Source organism: Exiguobacterium sp. USCH10, assembly GCF_037619445.1.
Lineage (GTDB): Bacteria > Bacillota > Bacilli > Exiguobacteriales > Exiguobacteriaceae > Exiguobacterium > Exiguobacterium aestuarii_A.
Genome location: NZ_JAQPZO010000005.1, coordinates 66,193 through 88,749, shown reverse-complemented (window position 1 = coordinate 88,749; position 22,557 = coordinate 66,193). Strand labels below are relative to the sequence as shown.

Annotated in this window: 27 protein-coding genes, 1 pseudogene and 1 other annotated feature; of the genes and pseudogenes, 12 read left to right on the top strand and 16 right to left on the bottom strand. The window is 51.4% G+C overall.

The window, feature by feature from the left end; genetic code table 11:
- Nucleotides 1-203 precede the first annotated feature (203 nt).
- Both PQI28_RS09785 and PQI28_RS09780 read right to left on the bottom strand, forming a co-directional pair.
- Nucleotides 204-2,933, bottom strand: coding sequence for a S8 family peptidase (locus PQI28_RS09785; RefSeq protein WP_339963168.1), 2,730 nt, complete (start codon nt 2,931-2,933; stop codon nt 204-206).
- Between the two features lie 161 nt (nt 2,934-3,094).
- Entirely contained in the window at nt 3,095-3,466 is a 372-nt protein-coding gene (locus PQI28_RS09780; RefSeq protein ID WP_251126070.1) for a nuclear transport factor 2 family protein, read from the bottom strand.
- A gap of 118 nt (nt 3,467-3,584) precedes the next feature.
- Nucleotides 3,585-3,816, top strand: a binding site (T-box leader).
- 55 nt (nt 3,817-3,871) lie between these two features.
- On the opposite strand from PQI28_RS09780, the gene trpE reads away from it, so the two are divergent.
- The gene (gene trpE / locus PQI28_RS09775; protein ID WP_339963167.1) at nt 3,872-5,203 is read left to right on the top strand and encodes an anthranilate synthase component I; all 1,332 of its coding nucleotides are present in this window, start codon (nt 3,872-3,874) and stop codon (nt 5,201-5,203) included.
- A complete protein-coding gene (locus PQI28_RS09770; RefSeq protein WP_339963166.1) occupies nt 5,200-5,775 on the top strand; it encodes an anthranilate synthase component II in 576 nt (191 codons plus the stop codon). Before trpE ends, PQI28_RS09770 begins: the two co-directional genes overlap by 4 nt.
- Nucleotides 5,776-5,778: 3 nt before the next feature.
- Here the strand turns inward: PQI28_RS09770 and PQI28_RS09765 are convergent, their stop codons facing one another.
- From PQI28_RS09765 to PQI28_RS09730, 8 genes are all read right to left on the bottom strand, one after another.
- The gene (locus PQI28_RS09765; protein ID WP_339963165.1) at nt 5,779-6,474 is read right to left on the bottom strand and encodes a dihydropteridine reductase; all 696 of its coding nucleotides are present in this window, start codon (nt 6,472-6,474) and stop codon (nt 5,779-5,781) included.
- Between the two features lie 17 nt (nt 6,475-6,491).
- Complete coding sequence (locus tag PQI28_RS09760; protein WP_214744240.1) at nt 6,492-7,244, bottom strand: iron ABC transporter ATP-binding protein; 753 nt, start codon at nt 7,242-7,244, stop codon at nt 6,492-6,494.
- The gene (locus PQI28_RS09755) at nt 7,241-8,299 is read right to left on the bottom strand and encodes an iron chelate uptake ABC transporter family permease subunit (protein ID WP_339963164.1); all 1,059 of its coding nucleotides are present in this window, start codon (nt 8,297-8,299) and stop codon (nt 7,241-7,243) included. The genes PQI28_RS09760 and PQI28_RS09755 overlap by 4 nt, the downstream gene beginning before the upstream one ends.
- Nucleotides 8,296-9,300, bottom strand: a complete 1,005-nt coding sequence (locus PQI28_RS09750; RefSeq protein WP_339963163.1) for an ABC transporter permease — start codon at nt 9,298-9,300, stop codon at nt 8,296-8,298. Before PQI28_RS09750 ends, PQI28_RS09755 begins: the two co-directional genes overlap by 4 nt.
- A 9-nt stretch (nt 9,301-9,309) precedes the next feature.
- Nucleotides 9,310-10,320: a siderophore ABC transporter substrate-binding protein gene (locus tag PQI28_RS09745; RefSeq protein WP_339963162.1), complete on the bottom strand. Its 1,011-nt coding sequence runs from the start codon at nt 10,318-10,320 to the stop codon at nt 9,310-9,312.
- A gap of 257 nt (nt 10,321-10,577) precedes the next feature.
- A complete protein-coding gene (locus PQI28_RS09740; RefSeq protein WP_339963161.1) occupies nt 10,578-10,874 on the bottom strand; it encodes a hypothetical protein in 297 nt (98 codons plus the stop codon).
- Between the two features lie 5 nt (nt 10,875-10,879).
- Nucleotides 10,880-11,167 carry a hypothetical protein gene (locus PQI28_RS09735; RefSeq protein ID WP_339963160.1) on the bottom strand — a complete coding sequence of 96 codons (288 nt, stop codon included), beginning with the start codon at nt 11,165-11,167 and terminating at the stop codon, nt 10,880-10,882.
- A complete protein-coding gene (locus tag PQI28_RS09730) occupies nt 11,164-11,730 on the bottom strand; it encodes a zinc dependent phospholipase C family protein (protein WP_339963159.1) in 567 nt (188 codons plus the stop codon). The genes PQI28_RS09735 and PQI28_RS09730 overlap by 4 nt, the downstream gene beginning before the upstream one ends.
- 116 nt (nt 11,731-11,846) lie before the next feature.
- Here PQI28_RS09730 and PQI28_RS09725 point away from each other — a divergent pair, with 116 nt between their 5' ends.
- From PQI28_RS09725 to PQI28_RS09705, 5 genes are all read left to right on the top strand, one after another.
- Nucleotides 11,847-12,374, top strand: coding sequence for a TetR/AcrR family transcriptional regulator (locus tag PQI28_RS09725; protein WP_339963158.1), 528 nt, complete (start codon nt 11,847-11,849; stop codon nt 12,372-12,374).
- 1 nt (nt 12,375) lies between these two features.
- Complete coding sequence (locus PQI28_RS09720; RefSeq protein ID WP_074036309.1) at nt 12,376-12,684, top strand: DMT family transporter; 309 nt, start codon at nt 12,376-12,378, stop codon at nt 12,682-12,684.
- A gap of 11 nt (nt 12,685-12,695) precedes the next feature.
- Entirely contained in the window at nt 12,696-13,028 is a 333-nt protein-coding gene (locus tag PQI28_RS09715; protein WP_339963157.1) for a DMT family transporter, read from the top strand.
- Nucleotides 13,025-13,384 carry a nuclear transport factor 2 family protein gene (locus tag PQI28_RS09710; RefSeq protein ID WP_339963156.1) on the top strand — a complete coding sequence of 120 codons (360 nt, stop codon included), beginning with the start codon at nt 13,025-13,027 and terminating at the stop codon, nt 13,382-13,384. The genes PQI28_RS09715 and PQI28_RS09710 overlap by 4 nt, the downstream gene beginning before the upstream one ends.
- Before the next feature lie 69 nt (nt 13,385-13,453).
- On the top strand, nt 13,454-13,885 hold the full coding sequence (locus tag PQI28_RS09705; protein ID WP_339963155.1) for an NAD-dependent epimerase/dehydratase family protein: 432 nt from the start codon (nt 13,454-13,456) through the stop codon (nt 13,883-13,885).
- On the opposite strand, the gene tnpB is transcribed toward PQI28_RS09705, so the two are convergent.
- Complete coding sequence (gene tnpB, locus PQI28_RS09700; protein ID WP_339963154.1) at nt 13,834-14,922, bottom strand: IS200/IS605 family element RNA-guided endonuclease TnpB; 1,089 nt, start codon at nt 14,920-14,922, stop codon at nt 13,834-13,836. The two genes, PQI28_RS09705 and tnpB, sit on opposite strands and share 52 nt — an antisense overlap.
- Nucleotides 14,923-15,130: 208 nt before the next feature.
- On the opposite strand from tnpB, the pseudogene PQI28_RS09695 reads away from it, so the two are divergent.
- Nucleotides 15,131-15,472, top strand: a pseudogene (locus tag PQI28_RS09695) (short chain dehydrogenase); the annotation flags it as partial.
- Nucleotides 15,473-15,590: 118 nt separating this feature from the next.
- A complete protein-coding gene (locus PQI28_RS09690; protein ID WP_339963153.1) occupies nt 15,591-16,055 on the top strand; it encodes a hypothetical protein in 465 nt (154 codons plus the stop codon).
- A gap of 41 nt (nt 16,056-16,096) precedes the next feature.
- Here the strand turns inward: PQI28_RS09690 and PQI28_RS09685 are convergent, their stop codons facing one another.
- The 3 genes from PQI28_RS09685 to PQI28_RS09675 are packed head-to-tail and all read right to left on the bottom strand — an operon-like array spanning nt 16,097 to nt 17,931.
- Nucleotides 16,097-16,459 (bottom strand): VOC family protein, encoded by a 363-nt coding sequence (locus tag PQI28_RS09685; protein ID WP_339963152.1) that lies wholly within the window; start codon nt 16,457-16,459, stop codon nt 16,097-16,099.
- 3 nt (nt 16,460-16,462) lie between these two features.
- Entirely contained in the window at nt 16,463-17,230 is a 768-nt protein-coding gene (locus PQI28_RS09680) for an ABC transporter permease (protein ID WP_074035973.1), read from the bottom strand.
- Nucleotides 17,230-17,931, bottom strand: a complete 702-nt coding sequence (locus PQI28_RS09675) for an ABC transporter ATP-binding protein (protein WP_339963151.1) — start codon at nt 17,929-17,931, stop codon at nt 17,230-17,232. The genes PQI28_RS09680 and PQI28_RS09675 overlap by 1 nt, the downstream gene beginning before the upstream one ends.
- Nucleotides 17,932-18,032: 101 nt before the next feature.
- Here PQI28_RS09675 and relB point away from each other — a divergent pair, with 101 nt between their 5' ends.
- Nucleotides 18,033-18,257, top strand: coding sequence for a type II toxin-antitoxin system RelB family antitoxin (gene relB / locus PQI28_RS09670; protein ID WP_339963150.1), 225 nt, complete (start codon nt 18,033-18,035; stop codon nt 18,255-18,257).
- Between the two features lie 23 nt (nt 18,258-18,280).
- Here relB and PQI28_RS09665 read toward each other — a convergent pair whose 3' ends face one another.
- Together PQI28_RS09665 and PQI28_RS09660 are read right to left on the bottom strand one after the other, a co-directional pair.
- A complete protein-coding gene (locus PQI28_RS09665; protein ID WP_339963149.1) occupies nt 18,281-18,685 on the bottom strand; it encodes a hypothetical protein in 405 nt (134 codons plus the stop codon).
- Nucleotides 18,686-19,015: 330 nt separating this feature from the next.
- Nucleotides 19,016-19,732 carry a GntR family transcriptional regulator gene (locus tag PQI28_RS09660; RefSeq protein WP_339963148.1) on the bottom strand — a complete coding sequence of 239 codons (717 nt, stop codon included), beginning with the start codon at nt 19,730-19,732 and terminating at the stop codon, nt 19,016-19,018.
- Between the two features lie 173 nt (nt 19,733-19,905).
- Between PQI28_RS09660 and PQI28_RS09655 the strand changes: the two genes are divergently transcribed.
- Complete coding sequence (locus PQI28_RS09655) at nt 19,906-21,225, top strand: 6-phospho-beta-glucosidase (RefSeq protein ID WP_214784276.1); 1,320 nt, start codon at nt 19,906-19,908, stop codon at nt 21,223-21,225.
- The gene (locus PQI28_RS09650; RefSeq protein ID WP_339963147.1) at nt 21,222-22,541 is read left to right on the top strand and encodes a PTS sugar transporter subunit IIC; all 1,320 of its coding nucleotides are present in this window, start codon (nt 21,222-21,224) and stop codon (nt 22,539-22,541) included. The genes PQI28_RS09655 and PQI28_RS09650 overlap by 4 nt, the downstream gene beginning before the upstream one ends.
- The last annotated feature ends 16 nt before the right edge of the window (nt 22,542-22,557 follow it).

Below are 22,557 nucleotides of genomic sequence, written 5' to 3'. Positions count from 1 at the left end.
CTCCTAAATAATGTTTTCTTCAGACAACATCTTTATTTTAATGGATTATTTTAAAAATAGGTACATAATTTTCTATTTTTAATCATATTTTTTAAAAACACAAAAGGACTCCTTATTGAAAAGGAATCCCATTGTGTCGCACTGTATGCATACTCGATTACATATTGAAGAATCGCGTATGATTTTTCAGTAATTTCCTATTTTTATCGAACCGTGATCGTTGTGACCGGACTGACTTTCTTCGTCACGTCTTCGACATGAACCATCAGGCGCTCGCCTTTCTTCAACACTCGTGTCTTCACGACATATGTGCCATTCAACGTCACTTTTGACTTTCCGATGACTTGCTTCTTCTGGTCGCGAATGACGACCGTCATCCCAGCCTGAGCTTTACCTGTCACTTGTTTTGTCTTTGCACGCACGGCGTTCACCTGTGCCGTTTTCGGACGAAGTCCTTTCATGACAAGGAGGCGCTCGTTCGTACTGAATTTACCATTTGTGTAGAGAGCCGTCAGTACAGCCCCTTCGTGTTGAGGTGCGATCGACATTGTGACTGCACCATTTTTTGAAACGCCAGAACCGATACGCTTCGTTCCGTTATAGAGCGTGACGCGCGTCCCAGATTTGACTTTAGCCGAGAAAACTGGCGCATTGTCATAAATCCGATTCGGTTTCGGTGCGAGTTGAAGCATGGATTCAGCGCGATAGACATCTACTTTCCCGTATCCGCTCACGACATCATAGTACGGAAGAAGTGGACGATCTAATTCATCGAGCACATACTGTAACCCATCTTCCATTCGTGGATCACGTGGTGCGTCGCCACCTGAGAATGCGAGAGGTTGTGCCGTACGGCGCAGGATCGAGCGTGCCCCTTCGACCGTCATGTTCGGGTGCTGTGATTTCAAGAGAGCGACAGCAGCCGCGACGTGTGGTGTCGCCATGCTCGTCCCGTCCATATAAACGACGTTTCCGTCTGGAACAAGACTCGCCACTTTAGAACCTGGTGCGACGACATCGACATCAATCCCATAGTTCGAGTAATCCGAGACGATCCCGAACGAGTTTGTTGCCCCGACTGAAATCGTGTATTTCGAAGACGCCGGATAAGACACACGTGACTGTCCGTCATTCCCAGTCGCCGCCACGATGATGACACCACGGTCATGTGCATACTTCAGCATATATCCGAGTGTACGGCTCTCATTTCCACCGAGGCTCATGTTGATGACTTTCGCCCCAGCGTCGACCGCATATTTGATTCCAAGTGCGATTTGATCCGTATCCCCATAACCACCCGCATCGAGAACTTTGACAGGTAAGATTGAGACGTTTGGAACAATCCCACGCATTGAGACACCGTTGTCTCGAATAGCACCGATGACACCAGCGACATGCGTACCGTGCCCATGATCATCAATCGCGTCACCTTCACCGTTCGGGTCGACAAAGTTCTTCGCGTTAGCGATATCGACCTTCCCTTGTAAATCGAGCAGACGATGGTCGACTCCTGTATCGAGAACGGCCACTTTCACGGCACGTCCCGGTAATCGTAACGATTCATAGCGATCAAGACCGATTCCCGCATCCTGGAACGGTTTGAGAATCGACTTCGAATTGATGGCCCATTGGTAATCGAGACTCACATCCGTTGCGAACGATTTGTACGTCTGGACCGGTTCGATGTATTCCACGTTCCGATCTGATTCGAGCGTCGACTTCGCTTGTGCCTGCATCTTCGTAGAAGCTTCCTCTACATCGACGAGCGCAAAGTAATCCGATGGCGAACCGATCGCGATTCGCTCAGCCGAAACGTTATTCATCGCATTCATTTTGCCAAGGGACTTACTCGGTGACGATTTATATTTGACGATATAACGTGGTGCGTCTTGACCGTCCGTTTGAATCGTCATGCCGATTTTCCCAAAGAGATCGGATACGGGTGTTCCTGCGAGCGAGTCCATTTCGAGCGCTGTCGCGATTTCACCAATCTCACTTTGTAGCGCCGTCGGAACGCTTCCATCAACAAGTGCATGGAGACGTTTGATTGCCGCTGCATCTTGCGTCTTCAACGTGTAGTCCTTTTTGTCGACAAGCGCTGTCAACAATGGACGGAGTGTCTTCAAGTCTGTGAGTGCCGCTTTTCGTTTTTCTCCATCAAACGTGATCGCTTTGACGATGTAAGGCGAAGCACGGTAATAGAGGGCCGATAAGTCCCGACCTTCTTGTGATTTGCCGAGTACTTCTGACTGCACACGACGGATGAGTTTGAGCATCGAATCACGCTCTGGTGCCGGTTGTACGATTGATTCGACGGCACACATGTCACCACCGACTTCTTCGTACTTCACCGGAAGTTTAACCGGATTGACGACGAGCTTGATGTCTGAAGCGAACATCGAGAGATCCGGTGCTGGTGGCTCTCCCCCTTCTCCTGGTTCTCCTTCTGTCGGTTCCCCGCCTTCTGCTGGTTCTTCACCGACTGGCATGTCCTCTGCCGGAATATCCATCATCCCGTCACCGAGGTCCATCGGCATATACTCGACCTTGATGTAGTATGGACCTTCCCAAGCGAATGGGAACGGAATCTTGGCCGTCTGTTCTCCCTCTTCTTTCGTCGCACTCGCGCGATAGCGATCGAACGTCTCATCCTTCGCCGCCATCTCGGCGCTCGGATAGATGCTGATGTTCGCGAGTTTGGAAGATTCGAACGTGACTTCCATATGTGTCATCGCTGACGCGACGCGCTCCATCTTGAACCAATACGTGTTGACCGGTTCGATTCCGGTCGTGAACTCGACCGCCTCTCCCGGATTGAGTAAGGTGGCCTCCTTCATGCCTTCCCCTTTGTCGGCTGACACCGGCGGGAGGAATGATAGGACGAGGACGAGGATCGTCATCATCGCCACGAACTGCTTGAATCTCGTTTTCATAGTTTCCCCTCTTTCATTTGATCTTGGAGTATATGCTCCAAATCGTTCTACGGAATATATCGGTTAATGTTTCAAAAATGTAACAAAAATGTTTCGACAATGTTTCGACAAGTAAATCTGCTCAAAAAAAGACACCTCTTTTTTCAAGAAGTGTCTCCATATTATTCGTTGATCATCGTCGCTTGACCGCCTTGCCATAGCCAGTCATCGCCTTCTTTTATATACAAGTGGAGCGCCCAAAAGCGTCCTTCGTATGCATTCGTTCCTAGAATAAACCGTTCTTCAAGCAAGACTTTCACGATTGCGAGGTCCGTCGTCACGGTTTCATCGAACGTCACCGTTTCTTGGGCAATCCATTGAATCGCAGTCGGGTCGACGTATTGGTCGAGGAACGTCTCTTTATCAAACTGACGCCCGCTCGAGTCGACATACCGAAACGAGTCATGCATCAAGTCACGCATCGCGTCGAGGTCACCCGCGACTTGTTTCGTCGCGCGGTCGTCAGAAAGTTGTTTCATGTTGAGTGTCTCCATCGGTGCACCTTCCTTTCACCATCCATCATAGCATAATTTATCTATTTTCAAATGTTTGTCGCGTTTTGAGTCTTGACAAGAAAGCTTCATCCCGTTAAAGTAACGATAACATTCATACGAACTCGCAATGAGAAAGAAGAGTAGCGCGAAGGGACGTCTCCAGAAAGCCGGTGGTCGATGCGAACCGGTGTCGTGCCTTGCGTGAATGGGCTTTTGAGCGTTCAGACCGACATGTAGGCTCTGACGGGTCCTCCCGTTATCGGGGACAGCGAATGATGGTTCGCGATGAGTGGGAAGACAAGACGTCTTTCAACGAAGGTGGCAACACGGGGAATCTCCTCGTCCTTCATGTCCGATTGGGCATGTGGGGCGGGGAGATTTTTTTAGTTTAAGGAGGAGATTTCGATGCAACAACTGATCATCAATGGCGACGAATTGACACCGGTGGCAATCTTCCACCGTCTGCAAGGTGAACGTAAGGTCCTGCTCGAGAGTCGGGCGGAAGGCAAGCACGGCCGCTACTCCATCATCGCAGCGAATCCGGTCGAGACAATCCGGGTCGACGGGAACAATGTGACAGATTCAACCGGCACCATCTATGCGGACGACCCGCTCCACGCCCTATCTGAACGCATCACGCGTGACGACATCGCTGCACCGTATCCGTTCATCGGGGGTGCCGTCGGCTATATCGGTTATGATTTACTCCGAGTATATGAACCGATCCCGAACACGCCGACCGAGACACGTGATTTACCGGACGCCCTCTTCCAGCGCTATGAGACGGTCGTCTTATATGACCATCTCGAAGAACAGGTCGTCTTGATTGATACGAGTGAGACGGATGCGACCGAACGACTCGAGTCCATCCGTGAACAGCTCGAGACACCGGAGACACACGCCCTCGAACCGGTCGTACGGACGAGCGAACAGCTTTTGACAACAAAAGACGAGTTCATCGACCGTGTCCTCCAAGCGAAAGAAGCGATCCTCGCCGGAGAAGTGTTCCAACTCGTCTTGTCGCAACGCATCGATGCCACATTCACCGGCGACTCGTTCCACTTTTACCGGACGCTCCGCAAACAAAATCCGAGCCCGTACTTATTCTATATCGACCTCGGGGAAGCGATCGTCCTCGGCGCCTCACCCGAGAGTCTCGTCCGTGTCGAAAATGGCATCGTGACGACGAACCCAATCGCCGGCACACGTCCACGCGGGAAGACGGTCGAAGAAGATATGCGTCACGCGGAGTCACTTCTAAAGGACGAAAAGGAACTCGCCGAACACCGGATGCTTCTCGACCTCGGACGGAACGATATCGGTCGTGTCGCTAAAGTCGGCACAGTCACCATCCCGAAACACATTGAACTCGAACGGTTCAAAAATGTGATGCATCTCGTCTCCGAAGTCGAAGGTGAACTGCGGGAAGACGTGACACCGATCGATGCGCTCCGCGCCTGTCTTCCAGCCGGTACCGTTTCGGGTGCCCCGAAGATTCGGGCGATGCAACTCATTGACGAACTCGAGACAGTGAAGCGCGAAGTGTACGCCGGTGCGGTCGGTTATCTCGACGTCCGAGGTGGATTCGACTTTGCTCTCGCCATTCGGACGATGGTCATCCAAGGTGACACGGCCCACGTCCAAGCTGGTGCCGGCATTGTCTATGATTCGGACCCCGTATCAGAATACGAAGAAACGCTGCATAAAGCCAAATCACTTTTGGAGGTGTTCGCATGATTCTCCTCATCGACAACTATGATTCGTTCACGTATAACGTCTATCAAGACGTCGCTCGATTCAGTGACGTCTGCGTCATTCGGAATGATGAACATACTATAGAAGAAATCCGTCGCATGAACCCGAGTGGGATCATTCTTTCCCCAGGTCCCGGTGGTCCAAAAGATGCCGGTGTCTCGCTTGCGGTCGTTCGACAATTGTCCGGGTACGTCCCAATCCTTGGGGTCTGTCTCGGTCATCAGGTCATCGCCGAGGCGTTCGGCGGGCTCGTCGGACGAGCGAACGAGGTCATGCACGGGAAAGTGTCGCGCATCAATACGTCACCGAGTGTCTTATTCGAAGGCTTGTCGATGGATGTCATGCGCTATCACTCGCTCGTTGTACAAGAGACAGAACTGATTGTCACGGCAGAGACGACAGACGGTGTCATCATGGCACTCGAACATCCGACCCATCCGACGTATGGCGTCCAGTTCCATCCCGAGTCGATTGGGACACCGGATGGTCGGGGTATCTTTGAACGATTCGTCCAGCTGTGCACGAAAAAACCGGGGAACGTGTCCCCGGTTTGAGTGTCAGCCTAAAAAGTCTTCTCGTTGAAAATCATGTTTGTCAATCTTGATGTTGTCACAGGCTACTCCGTTTGTCCGGAGCACCTGAATCGTTTCACGCAACAACTCGTCACTGCCAACGACATAGAACAAAGCATCTTGATCGGCAGCCAACGCTTCAACTCGTTCATAGTAATCTTTCCGACTCGGGACGAACTCGGACGTGAAGGTCTCGTTCGATTCGAAGACATCACCAAACAAATACGCCTTCGACGAATCGACGTTCAATGAATGGAGATGCGGGACGCCTTCCCCGTTCGCCAAATAGTCGAGGACGATCGGACGGAATGTCGCGAGACCGACCCCAGCAGATAACAGATAGACGTTCTTCCCGCTCCGCTCGAGCGGGACGTTCGAGTGTGTCTTGAACAAGGCGACCTTGTTCCCCGGCACCATGTCGCGAAGGATGGATTTGAACGTCGAACATTCGGACTTGATGCGGGTCGTGATTCCGATTGCCCCTTCGTGCGGCAATGTCGAAATCGACATATGGCGGACGAGGCTTCGGTTCGGCTTGTCCTCGGCGTTGAATCCTTCGAGTGCAAGATGCGTGTGCGCCCCTTCCTGCCACGTGAACTCAGGTGGCAAGGCGAGATGGAACGTGTATGTATCGGGCGCTTCGTTTACGACTTTTGTGATGGGTGTCCAGTCAATTTTCATGTGAATTCTCCTTTTCGTTAGTACACCGCAATCGGCCCATACGGACCTTCGATGATTTCGAGTTTCGTCTCAAAAATATCCGATAAAATCTTGGCGTCCATGATCTCTTCGACCTTCCCGAATGCGGCAATCTGTCCATCTTTCATCGCACAAATCCGATCCGAGTATTTCGCCGCGAAGTTGATGTCGTGAAGTACCGTGACAATCGTCCGACCAAACTCGTCCGCGACGTGGCGCAAATATTCCATCATCTGCACCGAACGGGCAATATCCAAGTTATTGAGCGGCTCATCGAGGAGGACGTATTCCGTCTCCTGACAGAGTACCATCGCCACATAGGCGCGTTGACGCTGCCCACCTGACAATTCGTCGAGATAGCGATTCTCGAGCGCTGTCAAATCGAGGAAGTCGATATATTTCGAGATGATGGCCTCGTCCTCTTTCGTCAATCTCCCTTTTGAATACGGGAATCGACCGAACCCGGCGAGTTGCCGGACCGTGAGCCTTGTCACGAAGTGGTTCTCTTGACGCAGGATCGTGATGATTTTCGCCAAGTCTTTCGACTTCGTGCTTGATACATCCATCCCGGCAACTTGAATCTGTCCCTCGTCTAAGTTGAGCAACCGTCCAATCATCATGAGCGTCGTCGACTTCCCTGCCCCGTTCGGTCCAATGAGTGAAGTGAACCCGGCTTTCGGGATGTCGAGCGTGAGCGGTCCGATGTGGACGTCGTCTGTATACGATTTTTTGACTTGTTCGATTTGAATCATAGCGACCTCTTCCTTAGAATGACGGCCAAGAAGATGAGCCCCCCGAACAGTTCGATGATGACGGAGACGACACTTGGCGTCTGGAATATGTGATACATAAAGAAATACGCGCTCGTCAGGACGAAGAACCCTAGGGCGAACGCCATCGGGAAGACGTATTTATGATCATACGTCGACGCGACCTGGTAGCTGAGCGTTGCGACTAAAAATCCGAAGAACGTGAGCGGCCCGATGAGTGCCGTCGACACCGACATGAGGAGTGAAATCAGGACAAGCGTATAGATGACGCTTCTCCGATGATTCACGCCGAACGTCGTCGCGACATCCTTACCGAGTGCAACGATATTGAGTCGGTTCGAAAACAGGAACAACAGTGTCCCGGCGATGATGACAATCGGAATAACGATGGGAAAGTACGCCACGTCGGCATTCGTCACCGAACCGAACAGTCGTGCCTGCAAGATATCGAACTCGGACGGTGCGAGCATGCGGCGCATGAAAGACGATACCGAGTTCAGTCCCGTCCCGATGATAATCCCAATGAGCAACATGAGCTGAAGATTGGCATATTTCCCCGATAAGAGCCATCCGTATAAGAGAAGACTCATCGTCACCATGAGCCCGACTTGTGTCAAGAAGGCGCCTGTTCCCGAGAATCCGATCAACGCCCCCGCCCCGAAGAAGAACACCATGCTCGTCTGGATCGTCGAGTAGAGCGCATCGAATCCGAGGAGCGACGGTGTGATGATCCGATTGTTCGTCACGGAATGAAACGCGACCGTCGCAAGGCTTTGGCACAGTGCCGCGATCAACATCGTCACAATGGCGACGATTCGACGTTCGACGACCGGCACGAATGACGGCGAGTCGATGGAGACCGGATTGTTGTAAAGGAGAAGACCGAGCGCGCACAAGAGTCCCCCGAGAATAAACGTACTTAAAAAGAGCCAGTAGCGCCGCGCCGCTCGTTTTGATTGAAACGCCGAAGCATGACGTTCTTCTGTCAATGCGCCGACTTTCATTTCAACGCCATCTCGTTCAATGACCGTACTCATCGAACCCCTCCCTTTTTACGTTGCCGCAATAAAATCATGATGAAGACGAACGCACCAACCGTTCCAAGAATAAGCGAGACCGGGAGTTCGAACGGCATGATGATTGTCCGCGAGATCAAGTCACTCACGAGAATCGCGCCCATTCCGACAAGACAGACCCACGGCAAGTTGCTGCGTAAATCATCCCCGCGAAACATCGAAACGAGGTTCGGTACGATGAGACCAAGGAATGGTAAATTCCCGATGACCGTCGCCACGACCCCGACCGACAATGCGATGAGCCCGGTCGCAATCATCATCAATTGGTTATAGTTCACGCCGAGACTCGTCGCGATGTCTTCCCCGAGCCCAGCTAGCGTCAAACGGTTCGCCAGTAGAAAGATAAGCACCGTCACGATGATGATGACCCATAAATATTCGTAACGTCCGATTTGTACCGAAGCGAATGAGCCGACGAACCAGCCTTCGATCGCCTGACTTGCGCGGAAGAACAAGCCAAGGAACGTCGAGATGGCTGAGATAACCGCCCCTAGCATGAGCCCGATAATCGGGACGATGAGCGACGAGCGGAGTTTGACCGAACGTAAGAACCAGAAGAACACCATCGTTCCGATGAAGGAAAAGACGATGGCCCCGGTCATGCGCATCATGAGGCTCGGTGCCGGAACGAGCAAGTACACGGTAAGTAAGCCTAGTCCTGCCCATTCGAGCGTCCCCGTCGTCGTCGGTTCGACGAGTCGGTTTTGCGTGATGAGCTGCATGACGAGTCCCGCCATCGCCATCGCCGCTCCCGTCAGCATGAGTGCGACCGTACGAGGGACACGGGTGATCCAAAACATATCGAAGCCGTCTGTCCGTGATAAGTCATATACGCCTGTAAAGAGCGACAGCACCGCTAAACTGAGGACAATGATAGCGGTGAATACGAACGACTTCGTCCACAATTTAGAAAAGGAGGGCTGAGACATCGTCTCAACCCTGGCTGTCAACGGTTTTTGCATAACGAACCCTTACTTCTTGAGTGCTTCCGCAACGCCGTTGAAGAATTCAGAGTACGTTTGAATCGATTCATTCAAGTACGTATCTTTCGGCGCGTAAACGATTTGGTCTTTTGTCACAGCCGTCGTTTTTTGAAGGGCAGGTGCGTTGTCGATGACATCTTCAGCCGGTACCGCTCCTTCTGCGTCACCGAGTGGTGCATCACGGTCTAGGACGAACAACCAGTCCGGGTTGCTTTCTGCGATGGCTTCAACAGATACTTCATCGCCTTCATGGTCACCCGTTGTCTTCTCGACTTCAAGTGCCGGTACCCATCCGAAGATATCGTACATCGGTCCGAACACGCGTCCCGTCACCGGTGCTGAGAATCCAATGTCGCCGCCCGACACGATGACGGACATGATTGTGTCTTCTCCGTTATACGCTGCTTTCGCGTCTTCGATTGACTTGTCGAGATCAGCGACAATTTGTGCTGCATCTTCGTTCTTGTCAAAGATTTGACCGAGCGTAAGTGTCGTATCTTTTAATCCTTTAACCAAGATCTCACTCGGTGTCCCTGCATCTTCTGGAATCTCGATGTTCAAGTCGATGACCGCTGCTTCTGGTACCAACTTTTTGATGTCTTCATAGTAATCCGCGAAACGTTGACCGACGATGACGACGTCCGGGTCCACTCCCGCAATCGCCTCTAAGTTCGGTTCAAAGTGCATACCGACGTCTGCGATGTCTTCGTCTGATGCATACGGTGACTCCGCTGGAAGGAGTCCAATCGGTGCCGCCACCAAATCGATGTCCCACGCTGCTAATGTTTCGAACGTACGGTTATCAAGGGCGACAACTTTCTCCGGATTGACCGGTACCTCGATTGTGCCATGTGCGTCTGTAATCTCGACTGTCTCTGTTTTTGTTGCACCGTCGACGTTTTCTTCTTGCTTCGTCTCACTCGTTCCGCCACATGCGGCGAGTACGAAGACGAGTAACGTCAACATGAGTGAAAGTTTTAATTTCCCCACTTCATCCATCTCCTCTGTATGTAAGTTTCAATGATTCTTCCACCAAAAACGAGTCATGTTGGTTATGTATGTCTCTTTTCTTTCTCGTTATCAGTGATAATGATTATCATTGTCGTTTTCATCAAGTAGCATAGCAAACAAAATGTGGATGCGCAATGCCAATTTGGCAAGATTCGGATAGGAAAAATTTTCTTTCTATAGAGAGCACAAAAAAAGAAAGTGGAGGTCCACTTTCTTGGTTGAGTTCATGTCATTTAGTTTAGGGCTCAATCTTTATCGTGTCGTACCCTCTTTTTACCTCGGAACACAATATAGGTGATGAACCATACACATGTGATTGTGAACGCCAATAATACGGTTTGTGTCATCCCTCTCGGCAGAAGGTCCACCACGAAAAATAAGGATAAGATGACCGAAAAAATAAGATGTCCAAATCGTAAATCATCATCCAAATCTCGCCAATATATGACTAGAAGGACGAGCGCTACCGGGGCCACGAGGGCTGCTAAGATGAAAAACGGCACGCGGCGCATCAAAAATGGGATTGTTTTAGGTTCGTCCATCTGACTCATGCCTCCGAGATCCCGTTCGCCAACAGCAACAGGAAAATCCAAATCGACAATGGGATCATCAAACCGATTGTCGCAAGCAGCGTGTAGATTTTAATGATTCGATCCTTCGTGAACAGACCCCATATCAACGTGGCGAACAAGGCGATGTCAATCGCAAGATATACCCAGATGACCGTCATCAACTCGAGGTTCGGAAACACTCGGCCGTTCAAGGTGAAGAAGGTGATCACCGTCACGATAAAGAGTCCGAGCGTTGCGTAGAGTGGTGCGTATCGCCTCTTCATACGAGCATCGCCCGCTTCCGTTTGACCATCTCCAGGCAGCGGCGGACACACGTATCGACATAACCATCGAACTGGTGCGGCAAGAACATTGTGTACGTCCCCTCTTCCGTCATCGCCGCGTCCCGCTCGACTTTCTCGACCAGTTCAACTAGCTCTGGATTTACTTTCAAGCGTTCAAAATCGAACGTCCCGAGACGATACGAGAGACGGGCATTATACGCATCAAAGTCCGCATAATAGGTCGCCTGTTGTGACGGGTCCTGGGTGATGAGCTCTTTCAACCAACCTTTATAAAACCCTTGCAACCAGATCTCATCCGCGACGAGGTGCGCGTAATAGCCGAGTCGATATGAGAAGTCTTCCTCCTTGCTGTCAATCCAATATTGGGACAGATCCAAGCGACGAGATAAATCATCATGGCGTCCTGCGTAGTAATGGGATGCCTCTTTTTCAGTCGTTGCATCCGGTGCGAGACTTCCGAGCAAAAATGCGACCTCATCCACCTCCGACAACGCTGGTAACATCTCGTTCGCGATGACGAGATGCATCAAATGTGAACCCATGTCACGCCCCCCTTTTCCCTGATTATTCCATCAACGCTCTATCTCGACAACCCCTCGTAAATTTTGATAGACTTACTTTACTGAACGGTCAGTAAAGTTATGAGAGGTGTGATTGGATGAGTAAAAAACAATTGTTGTTGCAGACTGCCGCCCAGATGATTCGAGAGGACGGGATCAGTCAGTTGTCGCTCGAACGGTTGGCGACGAAAGCAGGAATCACGAAAGCCGGGGTCCTCTACCATTTCGACAGCAAGGCCAACTTATTGCGCCAGATGAACGAGCTCGCCATCGAGACGTTCGAGAAACGAATCGCTGATCATCTCTCCGACGGTCCATATTCATTCACTCGCGCCTATGCCCTCGCGACATTGGATGATGTCGATCACGAAGATATGGACCTCGTCGCCGTCTTTATCTCCTCGCAAGAAGATGCGACGAGCGAGTCGATTTGGAATGATGTGTCGACCGGTTGGGACGAGCGATTCGCTGTCGACGGGCCGGACCAGGATGCGATTTTAAAACTTCGTCTTCTCTGTGACGGCTTTTGGTTCGCTGTCTTGTATGGGTATAGCGAATCGTTCAAGGACCGTGCGGCGACACTCATTCGGGAAGCATGTGACGAGTTGGTTCAAGGAGGATTGTAATATGGGATTCATCTATTTGATCGGGGCCATTGCCTCGGAACTGTTCGGGTCGAGCATGTTGAAAGTGAACGCCACCTCGACGAGTCGACTTCCGATTCTCGGGGTCGCCTTCGGTTACGGGACGGCATTTTATCTCTTATCACTTGCCCTCTTCACCATCCCGCTCAGCTTCGCGTATGCGTTTTGGAGCGGGGTCGGGACGGCACTCACGGCAGTGATCGGGTTCGTCGTCTTCCGGGAACAGATCAGTCGTCAAAAAATTGCAGGGATTGGGCTCGTCATCATCGGGCTCGTCTTGATGAAAGTGTGAGGTGAATCGGAATGAAAGCCTATCTTTTACTCTTCTTTTCCATCGGATTTGAGGTGCTCGGGACGTCGATGTTGAAGCTGTCGGACGGATTCACGGATCTCGTGCCGAGTGCCATCCTCTTGGTCAGTTTCGCCGCCTCGTTCACCCTCATGGGCATCGTGTTGAAGACGATCCCGCTCAGTATCGCCTATAGCATCTGGGCTGGACTCGGGACCGTGGCGACGGGACTCATCGGGGTGTTCGTGTACGGGGAAGTTCTCTCGGCATTGAACGGAATCGGTCTGTTGTTGATTGTCCTCGGCGTCATCGTGATGAATCAACGAAGAGAGGAAGTCGTGACATGAACGAGTTGGCAGGTCATCTTCAAACACTAGAAGAAGCGTTACTCACGACGGAAGTCAGGCAGTCGACGGAGCGATTGCGTGAACTGTTGACCGACGACTTCTTTGAAATCGGTAGCTCGGGGCGGTTGCTGTATCAAGATTGGGATCAGACGACACTCCAGCTCGACCCGATCGAGGCGGAGTTATCCGAATTCACGCTGCATCCGTTGACGGAAGATCACGTTTTGGTGACGTACCGTCTCGTTCAACCGAAACTAAATCGTGTGACACGTCGCAGCTCGATTTGGGTATTCGTGGACGGACGTTGGAAGATGCGATTCCATCAAGGCACAGTCGTCCCACCGAAGGCAACTTGATTGCCGAACGTCCTCGCCATCCGCTACTCTGAAATGGAATCTCAGCGTGACAAAAGGGGCAGTTTCTTTATGAAAATTTTACTCGTTGGGGCAAGCGGTACGGTCGGTCAGGCCGTCGCAAAAGAGTTGGAGAAAACACATACAATCATCCGGGCTGGGCGTAACGGGGCGGACGTGCAAGTCGACCTCACCTCAGAAGACAGCATCCGCCAGATGTATGAGACGGTCGGGCGCGTCGACGCGGGCATCAGCACGGCGGGCAGCACGCATTTCGGTCCACTTTCCGAGATGACACCAGCGGATAATCAGAAGAGTATCGACAGCAAGAGTGAACTACTCGCCACTTATTTGCTTCGCAAATTGAAGTGGAAGCTTCTTGGGAAGACCGTGCTCTCACCAGCCACGGTTATGGACCAAGCTCGTCGGGCAGTCCCTGCCCTGAAGGATTGTCAGTCGGCCAACATCAACAGGTTGATGCTCGCGTTGATGTCACGGTCATGATGCGCGCCACAAACACACGTCCATTCACGGACATCCATCGCCTTCTTCTCGCCTTTTACGCCGCAAGAAGAACAGATTTGAGTCGATGCGAACCATTGATCCGCCTTGATGAGCGTCCGTCCGTAGAAGTTTGATTTGTACTCGAGTTGACGGACGAACTCGTACCAACTGACATCTGCAATCGATTTGGCGACCTTGTGGTTTTGCATCATGTCCTTCGACTTCAATGTCTCCACGACGATGACTTGGTTCTCGTCAACGATCCGTCTCGACAGTTTGTGAAGGAAGTCCTTGCGTTGGTTGGCGATCTTCTCATGTCTCTTGGCGAGGATCAGCCTGGCCTTCTCTCGGTTCCGGCTCCCGGCCATCTTGCGTGACAGCGCGCGTTGTGCCTTCTTGACCTTCGCTTCGGATTTCCGGAGGAGTCGGGGGTTGTCGATCTTCTCCGAGACCATCGCGTCGTTCGTCATGACGGCGAAGTGCTCCAGGCCGAGATCAATCCCGACCTTGTTCTCGGCTGGGATCCATGGTGCATCCTCTTGATCGACGAGGATGGAGACAAAGAACTTGCCTGTCTTCGTCATCGAGACCGTCGCCGACCGGATGACGCCCTCGAACGGGCGATGTTGTGTGAACCGCACGAACCCGACCTTCGGCAGCCGGACTTTTCCCGACTCGATGCGGATCGTGCCGTGCTGGTTGTTCGTCGTGTAGGAGGCACGCGACCGTCGTCTCGATTTGAAGGCCGGGAAGCCGCCCGTCCCGGCGAAGAACTTCGCGAACGCGGTGTCCAGGCTCAGCTTCGCATTCGCGAGCGCGAGGCTGTCCGCCTCGGCGAGGAACGGGAACAGGGGCTTGTAGGAGGCGGGTGTCGCCGGTTTCCGTCTCGTTCCGCTCCCCGCTTTCGCCTCCTCGCGGATGGCGATGCGGTCCTCGAGCAGCTTGTTGTAGATGAACCGGGCGCAGCCGATCGTCTTGATGAGGAACTCAGCCTGTGCCGGCGTCGGGTGGAGCCTATATTTATAGCCTTTCAGCATGTCCGTCCCTCCTCCCTCCAGAAGATCGTGATGTATCCTCCTCGTCCGATACCCGTGGAGGGGGAGGACGAATCTGACGGAATCACGAACTTTTGTTCGTTATATCTGTCACAGGGAGAGAAGAGTTTTGGACCGGGCGATTCATCCCCCACCTACGCCGGGCTTCGCTCCGAGACGCTTAGAGGAGGGAGAATTCTCGCCTGATTTAGTCAAAGGACAGGTCAACCTCGTCCTTCTCGGGCTCGATTATGTGAACGATGGTGGTAGCTTTACACTGACGAGCGGGATTTTGATGGACGACCCCATCAAAGAAGGCGCATCGGCGGCACTCGCGAACGGGGCCATCAAAAGATTCGTGACCGGTGCGGCGATTGAGATGCCACGGGGCATCCGCATCAACAAGGTCAGTCCGAACGTCCTCGTCGAAGCACTCGATGCGTATGGTCCTTATTTCCGTGGTTACGAGGCGGTACCGGGTGAACGGGTCGCCCTCGCCTATGTGAAGAGTGTCGAAGGCGCGCAGACTGGACAAACGTACGAAGTGTATTAACCTTGAAGCATCTCCTCAGGAGGTGCTTTTTTCGTACCTTGCACTTTATTTTGTCTCCCTCGTCCGGAAGATTCCGCTATACTCGGGGCATCTTATGTCCGAGAAAGGTTGAAGTTTCATGAAAGACAAAACGTTTCGCGCCCTTTATCACATCCCCCCTTCTTTCGTCGAACATCCGCTCCAAAAGCGCGCCCTACAGGCAGTCGGTCGTACTCAAGAATCGATGGTCGAGGTCATCTTCCGCGTCGGTGGGTTCGGCACGTATGATGTGAGTACGATCACCTTTTTTGAGAGGGGCACCGTCCTTCGTCACATCGAGCGGTCCGACCGATCCATCACCGAGCCCTTTGAATTCGAATACTATGAGGGCGAGGAAGCGAAAGAGATGCGTGTCGCGTTTCATCTGCTTGGAACGAATTGGTGGCCAACCGTTTTCGAAGAACTGGAAGGGGTTCGCACGCTAGACGGTACGCAGTGGAGCCTTAGCGTATACACGAACGGGACACTCATTCACGAACATGGCGGAAGTAACGCCTATCCTGCCCAATGGAGACAATTGACTCAGCTATTCTGTATTTCTTGAAGAACGACAAAGGGAGCATCCGCGATGGATGCTCCCTTTTGTTATAATGCTTGAATCATTTCGACCCGATTGCCAAACGGGTCCCGGAACTCGAATCGGTCGAACCCAGGAATCGGGATGCCTTCGGAGTATACAATGTCGTTTTCTGTGAGGGCTACCTTCCAATGACCTAAATCCGTCACAGCATACGCGATGTGCGCTTTCGTCTTCTGCCGTTCGACGCCGTCCTCAGTACCAACATGGACGGAACGGTCGCCGACTTGAAGCCAAAACCCGCCACGTCCTTTCAACGACTCTGGCTTCTCGATTTCACGTAGACCGAGAAAGTCACAATAAAACGCTTTCGCCTCTCGTTCCGCTCCAGTTGGAATCGTGAGCTGTACATGATGAATCCCTGTGATCATGCTTCATTTCCCCTTCCGATAGGTCAATCCGATATACTGCATCTTCTCGTTAAACAGACGCGGATACGCCAAGTAACCGACGAGTGTCGCCGAGATGGAGGCGGTCGTCAAAATCAAGAACAGAATCAAGAGTTGGTACAGCACCGCTTCCATCGGATCAGCCCCACCGATGATGAGACCACTCATCATTCCCGGTAGCTGGACGAGGCCCATCGTCTTTTGTGCCTCCACGGTCGGGATCATGCTCGTACGAATCGCATTCTTCAAGCTGCGATCGATGGCCACTTTCGGTGTCCCACCGAGTGAGAGGATGAGTTCGATGACGTCGTCACTTCGCTCAACCTCGTCTTTGAACTTATTCAGGAAGAGGAGCGACAACACCATGCTGTTCCCGATGACCATCCCGCTGATTGGAATGACCTTCTCCGGTTCAAACGGGATAATGCCGAGCCCGAGCATGAGACCCATCGTCAGCGCTTCGATCGTCACGAGCGTCAAGACGATAATCCACATGATACCCGGTATCCCGTCCCCTTTTCGTCGTATGTTCTGTGTTGCCGCGACAATCATGAGTAAGATCATCAGCAGCATGAAAATCGGACTATCGCTCTCAAAGACGAACGTCAAAATATAGCCGATGATCAGTAGTTGAATGATGGAACGGACGGTCGCAATGATAATATCTCGCTCGAGTCCGAGTCGTAGGACGAGCGTCAAGGCAAGCGGGATGACGACGAAGATGAGCGCTGTCGCGAGTTCAATGTATGACATCAATCTTCCCCCCTGACGAATTGTTGGATGACCGGATCGTCCGATTCATCAATGAACGAGGCGTCCCCATACGCAAGCAGTTCCCCGTCTTTCAAGAACCACATGTCGTCACTCACCCGTCGCGCCTGGTCTAAGTCATGGGTGATCCAGATGACGGTCACGCCATACGATTGTTGCAGTTTCCGGATGAGTCGCTCGATTTCTTTCACTGTCCGATAATCAAGGCTCGCCGTGATTTCATCGAGCAAGAGTACGTCGGGTTTATTGACGAGTGTCCGTGCGATGGCGACCCGACTTCGTTCCCCGCCCGACAATGATTTGACGGGTTGTTCGAGGAGCGCCTCGCTCAAATCGACACGATGGAGCAACTCGGCAGCCCGGTCGCGGTCGAGTCTCTCGTCGAAGATAGCTTTCGGGAGATTCAAATTGTCGTACACCGACCCTTGAATCATCGGCGCACTTTGGAACGCCATCCCGATTTTTTTTCGTAGTTCGAGGATGTCCATCTCTGCGATATCTTCCCCTTTGAAAAGAATCGTGCCAGTGTCTGGTGAAAGCAATCCATTGATATGCTTCAGACACGTCGTCTTGCCGGCGCCGCTCGGTCCGACGAACGTCGTGATTCGCCCCTCTCGAAACGTCCCGGATACATGGTGCAGGATATCTTGATGACTTACATCTTTGAATTCAATGATTGACATGCTTCTCTCGCCTCCTGATTCTAGTGTACAAAAAAGAAAGGATGAGGTGGTCAAGAATGCAGTTTGTAATCGGTTATAATCAGATTAAGGGGGTGTCTGTGATGGAGACGATAAATATCCATCTCAATGAAGAAGATGTGAGATTCATCAAGGAATATGTAGAAGCGAAACAGCTGCACCTGTCTATCTTCATTCGCGATGTGATGATTGAACATATTCAAAACGAAAGAGACCTAAATCGATATCACGAAACGATGTATCATCATCAAAAGGCATCGAAAGCAATCTCATTCGAAGAGATGATGAAAGAATTGGACGAGGAATAAATGTTTTGCAAATAACATCTACGTTAGACCATCTTTGTTATAGTTGGAGGATCAACCGATAGCACTTCAATCACATCATTTGATGTCAGAAAAACATATTGCTCCACTTCACCCATGCCCTCATATCGTTCAAATGACTCTTGGGCAAACCATTCCAGATAACTAGAATTTTTTACTTTGAATAACGTCCAGTTCCCGTACTCAAGATGTGCATAATGTTTATCTAAATGCTCTAACATTCTGATTCGTGAGCCTTCATCCGAGTTTCGATAAGAAAGTACAAGACAATCAAACAGGAATAAATATTTCTGCCCCTCTGTTTCATCACTTAAGATAATTCGCAAAGAATCACCATCATCAATTAATGACTCTTTATACAGACGTGCTGGAATAGACTCTAACGGAATCCATTTTTCCCATTCATTCATCCAGCTTCCTCCACTCGCCATCCATTACTTGAATTTATTCTCTTCAATCTTTTGAACGAATTCCCAACCCTAAGAGCAAGAGACCAAAAATTAGAACGCCAACAAATGTAGTTACGGTCATATTATGTCACCTTTCGAATCATGTCATCTGTTACAACATTCGAGTGACATTTTGAAATCCCTTGTTCGTATAGTGTTTTAGATTCAGATTCGTACTTATTTTATCGATAAACATAATCATCTCAGACCAAAATGACCATGATTCTTTTTGTTACAGGTTAAACCAAAAAGCGCCCGAACGTTTCTATACGAAACGGTCGAGCGCTTTTGTTAGTTATAATTCCGTTCGATGACGAAGCTCGTCTTGTCCCCACGGAAGTACGAGCGTGAATATTCGATCGCTCGTCCTGACTCATCTTCTGTCACCGTCTCGATATGAAAACATGGTGACCCGAGTGGACAGTTGAGGAGCGTACTCACTTTCTCGTCGGCAAGGGCAATCTCCAATGCCTCCGTCGTCTTCGCGACATGGACATCATGGACTTCAGCGAGTGTTCGGAAGAGCGAATGCTCTGCCTGTTCTTTCGTGATCCCCGGTGCAATCTTCCACGGGATGAATGAGACCTCATACTGGGTCGGTTCCCCGTCCGCATGACGAATCCGCTCAATTTTTTGAATCGGCGCATTGTCCTCTGCTTCAAACACCGAAGCGATTTGACCGGACGCTGAGATGACAGAGATGTCGATCAACGCGACTTGACCACGCTTCCCTTGAACGGCGAGCTGGGCCGCATAGTTGTTCGGTGTATACGATAGCGTCTGCTGGACTTTCTTTCCGGCGACGAACGTGCCGCGACCTTGTTGACGGACCAAATACCCTTCCGTCGTCAATTGGTTGAGGGCGCCACGCACCGTTGTTCGGCTCACATCAAACTGCTCGCAAAGCGCGTACTCGGTCGGAAATTTCTCCCCTTCTTTATAATGCCCACTTTTGATGCGGGACAACAATTCATCCTTGATTGCGGTTTGGAGCGTCGATTGCGACATACCTCCATCTCCTTTACGTTAGGTTGGTTCCTTTATTGTGATACAGCAAGCATACAATTGCAAATACAAAAAACTAATTGTATTATTTGTATTTTTATATTGCCGAGAGTTGTACTATTTGTTATATTTGTTACGACAAAAAGAAATCGCTTTCAAAAGGAGGAGTTGACACCATGGCAGTCAAGGTCGTCATCATCGGCGGTGGGTCTAGTTACACCCCGGAAATCATCGAAGGATTGATTGATCGGCAAGCCTCGTTCCCCGTTCGGGAAATCGTGCTCGTCGATATCGAAGAAGGGAGGGAGAAACTAGAGATTGTCGGTCGTCTCGCTCAGCGGATGATTGAGAAGGCCAACGCCGAGATCACACTCAGTTGGACGCTCGACCGAAGAGCCGCACTCGTCGGCGCAGATTTTGTGTCGACACAGATTCGTGTCGGTGGACTGAAGGCACGTGCGCTCGATGAACGCATCCCGCTCAAACACGGCTTCATCGGACAAGAGACGAACGGCGCAGGTGGATTATTTAAAGCGTTCCGCACGATTCCCGTCTTGATCGACTTGGCCAATGAAGTCGCCGAGATTTGTCCGGACGCCTGGCTCGTCAACTTCACCAATCCGGCGGGTATCGTCACCGAGGCCGTACTCAAGCACTCATCTCATAAGAAGGTCATCGGTGTCTGCAACATCCCGTTCAACATGCGAAACTCGGTCGCAGAGATTCTCGAGACGCCGGTCGAACGAGTCGCGATTGAATTTATCGGATTGAACCATTTCGTCTTCGGTCGTCACGTCTGGGTCGACGGCGTGGATCGGACGAATGACGTCCTTGCTTCGCTCAACGCAGGCAACGACTACTCGCCAGCGAACATCGTCGGTCTCGGATGGAGCGAATCGTTCCTGTCGTCACTCAGTATGTTACCGAACCCGTATCACCAGTACTACTTCCAGACGAAAGACGTGTTGAAAAAAGACCTCGAGGCGTACGAACAAAATGGCACACGTGCCGAAGTCGTTCAACAAGTCGAGGCGCAGTTGTTCGAGAAATATAAAGACGTCGATCTCGCCGTCAAACCGGAAGAGCTTGAAAAACGTGGAGGTGCCTACTATTCAGACGCCGCCTGCAATTTGATGGACTCGATTCACAATGACCGTGGCGACATCCAAACGGTCAACACGCTCAACAACGGCACGATTCGGGATTTACCAGACGACGCGGTCATCGAAGTGAACGCCGTCATCACGAAGTCTGGTCCTCGTCCAATCTCAATCGGGGCGTTACCGCTCCCGATTCGTGGACTCATCACGAACTTAAAAACGTTTGAACAGCTCGCCATTCAGGCGGCTGTATCCGGTTCTTACGAGGACGCCTACCTTGCCTGCCTCATGAACCCGCTCATCCAAGACGAGAAACGAATCGATCCGCTTCTCAAGGAGCTGTTCACAGCGCACGAGGCATACCTACCCCAATTTCAGAAGGAGGTCTATTCATGAACAAGTTTATTGAAATCGCGGGACGTATCGGGTCCCAAAGGCACTTAGTCGCCATCCGTGACGGGTTCGTCTCCGTCATGCCGCTCATCATCGTCGGGTCGCTTGCCGTCCTCATCAACAACTTCCCGGCTGTCAACATCGGCAGTCTCTCGCTCGACTTCGTCGGCGCGATGAACAACATGTTCGGCGAAGGAAATTGGCAAGGACTCGGCGGAAGTATTTGGAACGCGTCTTTCGCCATACTCGGACTGCTGATTGCCTTCTCCATCGGGTATAACTTGGCCCGTTCGTACGGAATCGACGGACTTGCGGCAGGGATCTTGTCGCTCGCCTCATACATCATGCTCGTACCGGTCACTGCTGACTGGGGTCTCAACTTCGCATGGCTCGGTGCCCAAGGGCTCTTCGTCGCCATCATCGTGTCGATTGCCGTCACGGAAATGTTCCGCTATCTCATCAATACGAAACTGACAATCAAGATGCCAGAAGGAGTGCCGGGTGGGGTCACACGTTCGTTCCAAGCGCTCATCCCATCGATGATCATCTTGACAGTCGTCGCAGGATTCCAGCTTTTCATGACGCTCGTCGTCGAGCTCAGTGTGTTTGAAGTCATCTTCAAGGCGATTCAACAACCGCTCCAAGGATTCGGAGATTCACTCCCTGCTGCCCTTGTCATCGCGTTCTTGAACCACATCCTTTGGTTCTTCGGACTTCACGGGACGAACATCATCGGCTCTGTTATCGAGCCGGTCTATCTCCCGCTCATCGAACAGAACTTGGCGGCATTCCAAGCCGGAACGTCAGCGTTTGATGTGCCGTATACAGTCACAAAACCGTTCTTGGATGCATTCGTCTTCATGGGGGGATCGGGTACGACATTCGCGCTCTTACTCGCCATCTTCATCGTCGTGCGGAAGCAACGGAATCACCCATATCACCAAGTGGCAAAACTCTCAACACCAGCCAGTCTCTTTAACATTAACGAACCGGTCATCTTCGGCCTTCCAATCGTATTGAACCCGATCATGCTCGTACCGTTCATCTTAGTACCGGTCACGCTCACGATTGTGTCGTACGTCGCCCTCTCGACAGGCATGGTTCCGAAGACGGTCGCCATCGTTCCTTGGACGACGCCACCAATCATCAGTGGATATCTCGTCACTGGCGGTAGCGTCCGTGGTGTCTTGCTTCAAATCGTCAACTTGTCGATTGCGACTGCGATGTATATCCCATTCGTCATGGCAGGAGCAAGAGCGATGACAGCCGAAATCAACAAAAACAAAGCTGCCACTGAGGAAGGAGAAAAGATTTCGTGAAAACCGAAACGATTCA

What these genes read in the sequence shown, in the direction of transcription:
- PQI28_RS09785 (WP_339963168.1), bottom strand. Translation starts at nt 2,933, where the DNA reads ATGAAAACGAGATTCAAGCAGTTCGTGGCGATGATGACGATCCTCGTC.
- PQI28_RS09780 (WP_251126070.1), bottom strand. Translation starts at nt 3,466, where the DNA reads ATGGAGACACTCAACATGAAACAACTTTCTGACGACCGCGCGACGAAA.
- trpE (WP_339963167.1), top strand. Translation starts at nt 3,872, where the DNA reads ATGCAACAACTGATCATCAATGGCGACGAATTGACACCGGTGGCAATC.
- PQI28_RS09770 (WP_339963166.1), top strand. Translation starts at nt 5,200, where the DNA reads ATGATTCTCCTCATCGACAACTATGATTCGTTCACGTATAACGTCTAT.
- PQI28_RS09765 (WP_339963165.1), bottom strand. Translation starts at nt 6,474, where the DNA reads ATGAAAATTGACTGGACACCCATCACAAAAGTCGTAAACGAAGCGCCC.
- PQI28_RS09760 (WP_214744240.1), bottom strand. Translation starts at nt 7,244, where the DNA reads ATGATTCAAATCGAACAAGTCAAAAAATCGTATACAGACGACGTCCAC.
- PQI28_RS09755 (WP_339963164.1), bottom strand. Translation starts at nt 8,299, where the DNA reads ATGAGTACGGTCATTGAACGAGATGGCGTTGAAATGAAAGTCGGCGCA.
- PQI28_RS09750 (WP_339963163.1), bottom strand. Translation starts at nt 9,300, where the DNA reads ATGCAAAAACCGTTGACAGCCAGGGTTGAGACGATGTCTCAGCCCTCC.
- PQI28_RS09745 (WP_339963162.1), bottom strand. Translation starts at nt 10,320, where the DNA reads ATGGATGAAGTGGGGAAATTAAAACTTTCACTCATGTTGACGTTACTC.
- PQI28_RS09740 (WP_339963161.1), bottom strand. Translation starts at nt 10,874, where the DNA reads ATGGACGAACCTAAAACAATCCCATTTTTGATGCGCCGCGTGCCGTTT.
- PQI28_RS09735 (WP_339963160.1), bottom strand. Translation starts at nt 11,167, where the DNA reads ATGAAGAGGCGATACGCACCACTCTACGCAACGCTCGGACTCTTTATC.
- PQI28_RS09730 (WP_339963159.1), bottom strand. Translation starts at nt 11,730, where the DNA reads ATGGGTTCACATTTGATGCATCTCGTCATCGCGAACGAGATGTTACCA.
- PQI28_RS09725 (WP_339963158.1), top strand. Translation starts at nt 11,847, where the DNA reads ATGAGTAAAAAACAATTGTTGTTGCAGACTGCCGCCCAGATGATTCGA.
- PQI28_RS09720 (WP_074036309.1), top strand. Translation starts at nt 12,376, where the DNA reads ATGGGATTCATCTATTTGATCGGGGCCATTGCCTCGGAACTGTTCGGG.
- PQI28_RS09715 (WP_339963157.1), top strand. Translation starts at nt 12,696, where the DNA reads ATGAAAGCCTATCTTTTACTCTTCTTTTCCATCGGATTTGAGGTGCTC.
- PQI28_RS09710 (WP_339963156.1), top strand. Translation starts at nt 13,025, where the DNA reads ATGAACGAGTTGGCAGGTCATCTTCAAACACTAGAAGAAGCGTTACTC.
- PQI28_RS09705 (WP_339963155.1), top strand. Translation starts at nt 13,454, where the DNA reads ATGAAAATTTTACTCGTTGGGGCAAGCGGTACGGTCGGTCAGGCCGTC.
- tnpB (WP_339963154.1), bottom strand. Translation starts at nt 14,922, where the DNA reads ATGCTGAAAGGCTATAAATATAGGCTCCACCCGACGCCGGCACAGGCT.
- PQI28_RS09690 (WP_339963153.1), top strand. Translation starts at nt 15,591, where the DNA reads ATGAAAGACAAAACGTTTCGCGCCCTTTATCACATCCCCCCTTCTTTC.
- PQI28_RS09685 (WP_339963152.1), bottom strand. Translation starts at nt 16,459, where the DNA reads ATGATCACAGGGATTCATCATGTACAGCTCACGATTCCAACTGGAGCG.
- PQI28_RS09680 (WP_074035973.1), bottom strand. Translation starts at nt 17,230, where the DNA reads ATGTCATACATTGAACTCGCGACAGCGCTCATCTTCGTCGTCATCCCG.
- PQI28_RS09675 (WP_339963151.1), bottom strand. Translation starts at nt 17,931, where the DNA reads ATGTCAATCATTGAATTCAAAGATGTAAGTCATCAAGATATCCTGCAC.
- relB (WP_339963150.1), top strand. Translation starts at nt 18,033, where the DNA reads ATGGAGACGATAAATATCCATCTCAATGAAGAAGATGTGAGATTCATC.
- PQI28_RS09665 (WP_339963149.1), bottom strand. Translation starts at nt 18,685, where the DNA reads ATGAATGAATGGGAAAAATGGATTCCGTTAGAGTCTATTCCAGCACGT.
- PQI28_RS09660 (WP_339963148.1), bottom strand. Translation starts at nt 19,732, where the DNA reads ATGTCGCAATCGACGCTCCAAACCGCAATCAAGGATGAATTGTTGTCC.
- PQI28_RS09655 (WP_214784276.1), top strand. Translation starts at nt 19,906, where the DNA reads ATGGCAGTCAAGGTCGTCATCATCGGCGGTGGGTCTAGTTACACCCCG.
- PQI28_RS09650 (WP_339963147.1), top strand. Translation starts at nt 21,222, where the DNA reads ATGAACAAGTTTATTGAAATCGCGGGACGTATCGGGTCCCAAAGGCAC.